At 36.5% G+C, this 9,202-nt stretch carries 7 protein-coding genes; all 7 read left to right on the plus strand.

Annotation, left to right across the window (positions count from 1 at the left end):
- Positions 1 to 895 (plus strand): thioether cross-link-forming SCIFF peptide maturase (scfB, locus tag AC3AX0_RS03080; protein ID WP_487548840.1); only part of this gene is annotated, 895 nt, incomplete at its 5' end.
- 281 nt (positions 896 to 1,176) lie between these two features.
- Positions 1,177 to 3,351, plus strand: a complete 2,175-nt coding sequence (gene secD / locus AC3AX0_RS03085) for a protein translocase subunit SecD (RefSeq protein WP_487548841.1) — start codon at positions 1,177 to 1,179, stop codon at positions 3,349 to 3,351.
- 125 nt (positions 3,352 to 3,476) lie between these two features.
- Complete coding sequence (locus AC3AX0_RS03090; protein WP_487548842.1) at positions 3,477 to 3,923, plus strand: LapA family protein; 447 nt, start codon at positions 3,477 to 3,479, stop codon at positions 3,921 to 3,923.
- Complete coding sequence (gene recJ, locus AC3AX0_RS03095) at positions 3,920 to 6,028, plus strand: single-stranded-DNA-specific exonuclease RecJ (protein WP_487548843.1); 2,109 nt, start codon at positions 3,920 to 3,922, stop codon at positions 6,026 to 6,028. The genes AC3AX0_RS03090 and recJ overlap by 4 nt, the downstream gene beginning before the upstream one ends.
- Positions 6,018 to 6,530, plus strand: a complete 513-nt coding sequence (locus tag AC3AX0_RS03100; RefSeq protein WP_487548844.1) for an adenine phosphoribosyltransferase — start codon at positions 6,018 to 6,020, stop codon at positions 6,528 to 6,530. The genes recJ and AC3AX0_RS03100 overlap by 11 nt, the downstream gene beginning before the upstream one ends.
- Positions 6,531 to 6,576: 46 nt before the next feature.
- Positions 6,577 to 8,724, plus strand: a complete 2,148-nt coding sequence (locus tag AC3AX0_RS03105; protein WP_487548845.1) for a RelA/SpoT family protein — start codon at positions 6,577 to 6,579, stop codon at positions 8,722 to 8,724.
- A 15-nt stretch (positions 8,725 to 8,739) separates the two neighbouring features.
- Complete coding sequence (gene dtd / locus AC3AX0_RS03110; RefSeq protein WP_487548846.1) at positions 8,740 to 9,189, plus strand: D-aminoacyl-tRNA deacylase; 450 nt, start codon at positions 8,740 to 8,742, stop codon at positions 9,187 to 9,189.
- The last annotated feature ends 13 nt before the right edge of the window (positions 9,190 to 9,202 follow it).

Genomic DNA, 9,202 nt, shown 5'->3' on the forward strand with positions numbered 1-9,202 from the left:
TGAGCCACTGATGAATTTCGAAGTCTGCAAGCAACTTGTACACTATGGAAGAGAAGAGGAAAAGAAATACAACAAAAACTTCAGGTTTACTATGACAACCAATGGCGTTCTTCTTGATGATGAAAAAATCGCCTTTATAGACGAGCATTTCGACAATCTGGTAATGAGCCTTGATGGAAGAAAAGAAGTCAATGATAATGTGAGATTGACCCCTACAGGTACAGGAAGCTATGACATTATAGTACCTAATTTCAAAAAGGCCATCAAAAAAAGAGAAGACAGGTCATATTTCATTAGAGGAACCTTTACTGGTAAAAATCTTGACTTTTCAAATGATGTCAAGCACATGAGAGATCTTGGATTTGAAAGTCTGTCAATGGAGCCCGTTGTTACTGAGCCGGGTGATATTTATGAAATAAAGGAATCTGATATAGAAAAGGTAAAGGAAGAGTACGAAAAGCTCTATCACCTTTACAAGGACTCAATAGGTACCGACAAGGAATTTAACTTCTTCCACTTTGAAATAGACCTTGAGCATGGACCATGCATCTACAAAAGGATATCAGGATGTGGTGCAGGAAATGAATACATAGCTGTAACTCCTGAAGGCGATATTTATCCATGCCATCAGTTTGTTGGCGAAGATGATTTCAAAATTGGAACCCTTGACGAGGGAATAGTGAATACTGACATATCAGACAAACTTTATGAAAGTAATGTTCTAACTAAAGAAGAATGTAGAAATTGCTGGGCAAAGTATTTCTGTAGTGGTGGATGCCATGCAAATGCGTGGCACTTCAATGGTGACTTTAACAAGCCATATAAGATAGGCTGCGAAATGGAAAGAAAAAGAATAGAATGTGCCATCAGACTTAAAGCCGAAAGGATGAGTTAAAATGGTATTTGAAATAGAAGAAATTAGAAAAACCAGTATAAGGTATTATGAAAAGATAACAAAGTTTTATTGATTTATGAAATCAATAAATGTATATTTTTTTTATGTAGGCAACAGGGCGATTTTATGTCGTCTCACAATCTAAAATTAATGATGTTTTATATCACAACAAGTTTCGTTCTGATTCATGTAATATTCGATATAAAATTGAACCGTTTATATATCGAATATCACATGAATCAACTCAGCTAGAGTTGTGGCATAAAGACTAGGAGGATAATATGAAGAACAAAAACAGAAGTATATTTGCTGCTATTATACTAATAGTAGCCATTGGAGTATATCTTTCATCTTTCGGACTGAATCTTGGCAGATATATTATCAGCCCTGTAAAAGACGAAATGGATCTTGGACTTGACTTGTCAGGCGGTGTCTATGTAGTTTTGGAAGCAGTGACTGATGCCACAGGAGTTGAGCTTGACGAGAAAATCTCACAGGCAAAATCCATTATAGAACAAAGGGTAAACGGTCTTGGAGTATCGGAACCCAATATTACAGTTGAAAACAACAATAGAATTAGAATAGAGCTTGCAGGACTTACAAATCCCCAGGAAGCAATAGACCTAATTGGAAAAACTGCACAGCTACAGTTCAGAGAGCTTGACGGTACTATTGTATTGACAGGAGAAAATGTAAAGGAATCACAGGTTACCTATGGTGACAAGAATGAAGTGGTTGTAGCTCTTGAATTCGACAAGGCCGGTGCTGAAGCTTTCGCTGAAGCAACAGGCAGACTAATGGCTGAGCCTAATAGAGAAGACAGGATAATTGAAATCGTCCTTGATGGAGATATCATTTCTGCTCCCTATGTATCTGATGAGATAACTGATGGTAAAGGCGTAATTTCAGGTGGCTTTACAATAGAAGAAGCAACAAACCTGGCCAATCTTATTAGAGCAGGAGCCTTGCCGGTTGAAATGGAAGAGATAGAAGTATCAGTTGTCGGTCCTACTCTTGGACTTGAATCCTTGGATAAGAGTATATATGCTGCCATCATAGGACTTATACTTATATTCATATTCATGATATTTATGTACAAGCTTCCTGGTTTGGCAGCCGATATAGCCCTGACTATATATATTATGGTTGTTCTGGGAGTATTGATTGCAATTAATGCAAAGCTTACACTCGCTGGTATTGCAGGTCTTATCCTGTCAGTAGGTATGGCTGTTGATGCAAATGTTGTAATATTTGAAAGAATAAAGGAAGAGATTTTACTTGGCAAATCCGTAAGAACAGCAGTGGATTCAGGGTTTAAAAGAGCCATGAAAACCATTATCGATGCAAATGTAACAACACTCATTGCAGGACTGGTACTCTTTTATTTCGGTACTGGAACTGTCAAGGGATTTGCAGTAACTTTGCTTGTAGGTCTTGCAGTATCTCTTCTTACGGCAGTCTTTGCTACAAGGTACCTTCTAAAGATAATTGTCAAGATGGAGCTTTCTAAAGAAAATAAGATGTATGGAGTAAGGAAGCAGAGTAATGAAGTTTCAATGAAGCTTAATGTAGTAAAAAACAAAAGAAACTATTTCATGGTATCTTTAAGCGTCATAGCCGTAGGATTGGTAATGGTTTTCGCTAGAGGATTAAATGTAGGTATAGACTTTACAGGTGGAACACTAATTCAGATAGAACTAGAGAATGAGGTACCTGTGGATGAAATAAGGAACATAACAGATTCTTTTGACAAAAATGCAAGTATAGTCCATGCAGGTGAAAACAATACGCAGATTATAATAAAGACCACTGTTAATCTAGACAACGAGGAAAGGTTTGAAGTATTTACACAATTCAAGAATGAATACGGTTTGACGGATGATGCTTTCGTTAAACAATTGAAATTTGGTCCAACAATAGGAAAGGAAACACAGAAAAAAGCAGTCATATCCGTTCTCATAGCTTCTATATGCATGTTGGCATATATAACATTGAGATTTGAATTTCTGTTTGGTGTAGCGGCTGTAATTGCACTGCTACATGATGTGCTAATAGGTATTGCTGTCTACTCAATCTTTAAGGTTCCAGTAAACAGCTCATTCATTGCTGCAATGCTTACCATAGTAGGGTATTCCATAAATGATACAATTGTTGTTTTCGACAGGATAAGAGAAAACATCAAGAAAATGAGGAAGTCAAAATATGAGGAAATAGTGGAGCTAAGCATATCACAAACTCTTGTAAGATCAATAAATACATCAGTTACCACATTGTTTGCCATATCCGCCCTGTATATCTTTGGCGTTGAAGCAATAAGGGATTTTGCTTTTCCACTTATAGTTGGAGTGCTGGCAGGTACATATTCCTCAATATTTATTGCAAGTCCAATCTGGGTAATGCTCAAGTCCCTTAAGGGTGATGTGAACTACTACAATCCCAACAAGGTTCAGAATTAGTTATATGAATGAATTGATATTTGTAGTATAATTATAGTAAATTAAACGTCAAAAGGAATAGATGAGTTTAACTTCAAAACTAACTTTTGACAGTTTAATCAAAATAAAAGCTGGAGGTATGTCACATGCAAGTTAATTTTATTTTACTGTTGATTGTATCAATATTTATCGCCATATTTGCAATACAAAACGGCGACACTGTTACTATAGATTTGTTCTTTTTTCAGGGTGAAATGTCACAAGCTTTGGTTATTCTTGCGTCTGTAGGTTTGGGAGCACTGGTAACCGTAGCACTTAGCACATTTGGCAAAATCAAGAGACTTAGGAATATCAAGTCATTGAATAAGCAGATCAAGGCTCTTGAAGGGGAAAAAACCACACTTGTTACCCAGTCTGAAAACCTTGAAAAGGAAAATGTGGATCTTCTACAGATTAATTCAGATCTTAAATCTGAACTTGGAACTAGTGAAGAAAAAATAAAAGAGCTTTCAACAAGACCGGTACCAAAGACCGTTGTTGAAGTTAAAGAAAAAAATTCAGTCCCTGTTGATGAAGAGGAGCAAACTGATTGAGGAAGAAATTCCATATAAAAAAATATGATGAAAAACTGGTTGCTGAAATTGCAGAAAATTACCATCTGAATCAGATAACTGCCATTACAATGTATAACAGAAATCTGAAAACAAATGATAGTATAAATGAATTTTTAAATACTGAATTTCAAGAATTTAAAAATCCATTTGATATAAAGTTCATGGAAGATGCCGTAAAACTGCTTAGTAAACATGCAGCTGAAAATAATAAAATATTTGTTTATGGAGATTACGATGCTGACGGTGTTACTGCCACCGCTCAGCTTGTTCTTCTTTTAAAAGCAATTGAAGCAAAGTTTGGATATCATCTGCCTGACAGGGAAGCAGATGGATACGGACTGAATATGAAAACCGTCGACAAGATAATTGAAGGCGGTTATAAATTACTAATTACTCTTGATTGTGGAATCTCAAACTATGAAGAGATAAAAAGGGCCGTTGAAGCCGGTATTGATGTAATAGTTATAGACCATCACAAATGTCCGGAAAAACTTCCACCAGCCAACGTACTTATTGATCCCCATATTGATGACACTCAGGTGTACTATCAGGTATTGTGTGGAGCGGGTCTTGCCTATAAGTTTGTATCGGCATATGATGAATTCAACAAACTTGAACTTGAGCTTAACAAGTTTATTCAGCTGGCTGCTGTAGGTACAGTAGCTGACATAGTACCTATAAAGGGTGAAAACAGGATAATTGTTAAAAATGGCCTTTTTGAAATCAACAACAACCCCCTACTAGGAATTAGATGTCTATTGAATGAGCTTTCCATCAAGAAGAAGGAAGTTACTTCAAGTACCCTTGGCTATATAATTGGACCAAGGATAAATGCTGCAGGAAGGGTGGACGATGCAAGTCTTGCACTTGAAATGCTTGTGTCTGAAGACAAGGTATTTGCAAGCAATATGGCATCAAAGATAAATGGTCTTAATTCCTACAGGAAGGAAATTGAAAAGAAGATATTTCTTCAGGCTGACATAGGCATACATTCACAAAAGGCAAGTAATCTGCTCGTAGCAAAAGGGGGAGACTGGCATGAGGGTGTAATAGGAATAGTAAGCTCGAGAATTACTGAAAAATATTTCAAGCCTTCAATTGTTTTCTCGAAAAATGGAGAATTCTACAAGGGATCAGGCAGAAGTATTCCAACATTCAACCTCTATGATGCAGTTAAAAAATTTGAACACCTGACGGTTAAATGTGGAGGCCATAGCCAGGCCATTGGACTTACTGTCCATGAAAACAATATTGAGGATTTCATTGAAAATATAAAAATCTATGCCAATGAAAAAATCAGTGATATGGATCTTGTGGAAGAAATAGACATAGATGCCGTTATAATGGAGAATGATAAAATCAATCTTGATACTGTCAACGAAATACATCTGCTGGAACCTTTTGGTCTGGAAAACGAGCAACCCGTATTTCTTATTGACGGATATAAGGTTGTAAACCATAGATATATAGGTGCTGAAGGCAGTCATCTCAAGGCAAACATTAAAATAGGTGAAAATGTATTTGATGTCATTAAGTTCAATATTGAAGAAAATGAAAAGAAGGAATTTCAGAGTTTCAATCCTGCAATCGGAAACCTAAACATCAACACTTTCAATGGCAGATCTAGTGTACAGTTCAACATCATCAATTTTATTGGAAATTATTTTGAAAATATCAAACTTGATTTTTTGAAAATAATTCCTGGAATGAATGTTGACTTTGACATAGCTGAAATACCTGAAGGTATATTTGTTACAGAAGAAGATTTAGAATCTCTAAATTCCGGAAACTTAGATAAAAATACAACTTCAAAAGTTGAATTTGCAAGGAAGTATTGGATTCCAACATCAGATGAAGAAGAAATCATCAGCACTGTTTTAAATAAAAACAACAGCAGTGTTTTTAAATTTGACATAAACAGACTTGTCATTTATATAAACAAACTTTATAATATAGTCATCAATGAAGAAAAGATTATTTCTACTATAATTGGTCTTAACTGTAAGGGCCTGATTGATTTTAAACTAAAAAGCAATATTGTGTATGTAAAATATTTAAATCAGGGAGAAAAGAATGAACTATAAAGATAAAATTAGAGAGATTGAAAATTTTCCGGAAGAAGGAATAAGCTATAAAGATATAACTACAGTTCTTAAGGATTCCAAATATCTCAAAGCGACAATTGACGAGCTAACAGAGTATTTTTCTGATATTGAAGTAGACATAGTTGTAGGACCGGAATCCAGAGGATTTATATTTGCTACACCGGTAGCTTACAACCTTGGTGCAGGATTTGTTCCTGTTAGAAAGCCGGGTAAGCTGCCTGCTGAAGTTGAAAATTTCGAGTACGACCTTGAATATGGAAAGGACGCTCTCGAAATTCATGTTGATGCTATAGTTGATGGAATGAAAGTTCTTATTGTTGATGATCTTTTAGCAACTGGAGGAACAATCAGCGCTACTGCCAAGCTTGTTGAGAAGCTTGGAGGAGAAGTTGTTGGACTTGGCTTTTTTATTGAACTTGAAGGTCTAAATGGAAGAGACAGGCTGAAGAAATACAATGTAAAATCCATAGTGAAATACTAAAGGTTGGTTAATCCAGCCTTTTATGATATTGGTGGTGTAATATTTAATGGAAAAACTAATAAAAAATATATTGGAATATAATTCAAATGCAGATATCAAACTCATAGAAAAAGCATACAACTATTCTAAAAAGCTTCATGATGATGCTCCTTTAAGGCTGTCAGGAGAAGCTTTTTTTATTCATCCATACCTTGTTGCTACAATACTGACTGAACTCAGCATGGATGTGGATACTATAGCTGCAGGTCTTCTTCACGATACAATTGAAGATACAATAGCCACCTACGATGATATAAAGAATGAATTCAGCGAAGATATAGCTAATCTTGTTGACGGAGTTACAAAGCTTAGCAAGGTTAAGTACAAATCCAAGGAAGAAAGACAGGCGGAAAGTCTTAGAAAGATGGTAATAGCCATGTCAAAGGACATAAGGGTTATAATCATCAAACTTGCCGACAGACTTCACAACCTTAGGACTCTTGAATACATGTCTCCTGAAAAACAGAAAGAAAAAGCAATGGAAACTTTGGAAATATATGCTCCAATAGCAAACCGTCTTGGTATGGCATCCATAAAATGGGAGCTTGAAGATTTGGCCTTGAGATATATAGATCCTGAAGGATTTGAAGATGTAAAGCACAGGCTCAAAGAGAAGAGAAAAGACAGGGAAGAATACATCGAAAGCATTAAAAGTATTCTCAAGGAAAATATAGAAGAAGCCAATATTGAATTTGAACTTAGCGGCAGACCTAAAAGCATATACAGCATATACAAAAAAATGTATCACAAAAACAAGATATTCGAGGAAATTTATGATATTACAGCCATAAGAATAATAGTACTTTCTGTCAAGGATTGCTACGGAGTACTTGGAGTAGCCCATACATTGTGGAAACCGATGCCTGGAAGGTTCAAGGACTATATAGCAATGCCCAAGCCCAATATGTACCAGTCTCTTCATACAACAGTTATAGGCCCAGATGGAGAACCCTTTGAAATTCAAATAAGGACTTTTGATATGCACAAGACTGCCGAGTATGGTATTGCAGCCCATTGGAAGTACAAAGAAGGCATAAAGACGGATGATTTTGAAGACAAACTTAACTGGCTTAGACATATGCTTGACTGGCAAAAGGATACAAATGACCCAAGGGAATTCATGGAGTCACTTAAAATTGACCTCTATACCGATGAAGTTTTTGTTTTCACACCAGATGGCGATGTAATAAACCTTCCAATAGGTTCGACTCCAATTGACTTTGCCTACAGGGTCCATTCTGCAGTAGGAAACAAGTGTATAGGAGCCAAGGTTAACGGAAGGATAGTACCCCTTGACTATAAGCTTAAAAACGGCAACCAGATAGATATAATCACTTCTGCAAACAGCAACGGCCCCAGCATGGATTGGCTCAAGATTGTAAAAAGCAGTCAGGCTAGAAGTAAGATCAGAAAGTATTTCAAGGATAAGGAAAGAGGCACGGACATAAACCATGGAAAGGATTCCATTGAAAAGGAAGTAAAGAAGCAGGGATTCAAGCTTACAGAGCTTCTGAAGGAAAAATGGCTCATGGAAATAGTTGAAAAGATGAATCTTAAGACTCTTGACAATCTTTATGCTGCAGTAGGTCATAGAACCATTACTGAGCTTCAGGTAGTCATGAAGCTGATTTCCAAATACAAGATAGTCAACAAAGATAAATTTGTAGAAAAAATCAAGGAAGTCGATACAACCAGAAAAACAAAGACTCCAACATCAGGAGTTATCATTAAGGGTCTTGACAATATAAAGGTAAGATTCTCCAAATGCTGCAGCCCTGTTCCTGGTGACGATATAGTAGGTTATATCACCAGGGGAAGGGGAGTATCAGTTCACAGGTCAGACTGTACGAATATTGCTTCTACTGACAAGGACGCCAGGTTTATTGAGGTTGAATGGGACAACAGCAAGACTATTAGCTTTACTGCTGAACTGCAGATCGAGGCTGTAGACAGACCGGGTCTTCTTCAGGATATTACAGGTACCTACACTGAATTCAAGGTCAATGCGACCCATTTGAATTTAAGGATCAATAAGGACAAGATTGCGGTAATGAACATCACCTTTGAAATCAAAGAGTCAAAGGAGCTTAATGATCTAATTAAGAAATTCAAAAGAATTGACGGAGTGATAGACGTCTACAGATACAAGAAATAAGGAGTATCGTTAACTATGAGAGCAGTTATTCAAAGAGTAAAAGAAGCAGAAGTAAGGGTTGATGATTCAGTTACAGGGAAAATCAACAATGGACTTCTGGTTTTTCTAGGCGTAGCAGAAGATGATACGGACAAGGATTTGAATTATTTGATAGACAAGTCTGTAAATCTAAGAATATTTGAGGACAACCAGGGGAAGATGAACCTTAGTCTTAGGGATATAGAAGGTGAAATGCTTGTAATATCCCAGTTCACAATCATGGGAGATGCGAGAAAAGGAAGAAGACCAAGCTTTACCGGAGCAGGTAACCCTGTAAAGGCTGAGGCCTATTACAATAAATTTATCGAGCAGATTAAAAGTACGGACATTAAGGTTGAATCAGGAGTCTTCGCAGCAGACATGGATATTGAGCTGATAAATGACGGACCTGTCACCATATTGCTGGACAGTACAAAGCTGCTGTAACTAAATAAATAAA

This window comes from Dethiosulfatibacter sp. (assembly GCF_983023055.1).

Coding starts and splice junctions, on each gene's coding strand:
- dtd (WP_487548846.1), top strand. CDS start 8,740: ATGAGAGCAGTTATTCAAAGAGTAAAAGAAGCAGAAGTAAGGGTTGAT.
- AC3AX0_RS03105 (WP_487548845.1), top strand. CDS start 6,577: ATGGAAAAACTAATAAAAAATATATTGGAATATAATTCAAATGCAGAT.
- AC3AX0_RS03090 (WP_487548842.1), top strand. CDS start 3,477: ATGCAAGTTAATTTTATTTTACTGTTGATTGTATCAATATTTATCGCC.
- secD (WP_487548841.1), top strand. CDS start 1,177: ATGAAGAACAAAAACAGAAGTATATTTGCTGCTATTATACTAATAGTA.
- AC3AX0_RS03100 (WP_487548844.1), top strand. CDS start 6,018: ATGAACTATAAAGATAAAATTAGAGAGATTGAAAATTTTCCGGAAGAA.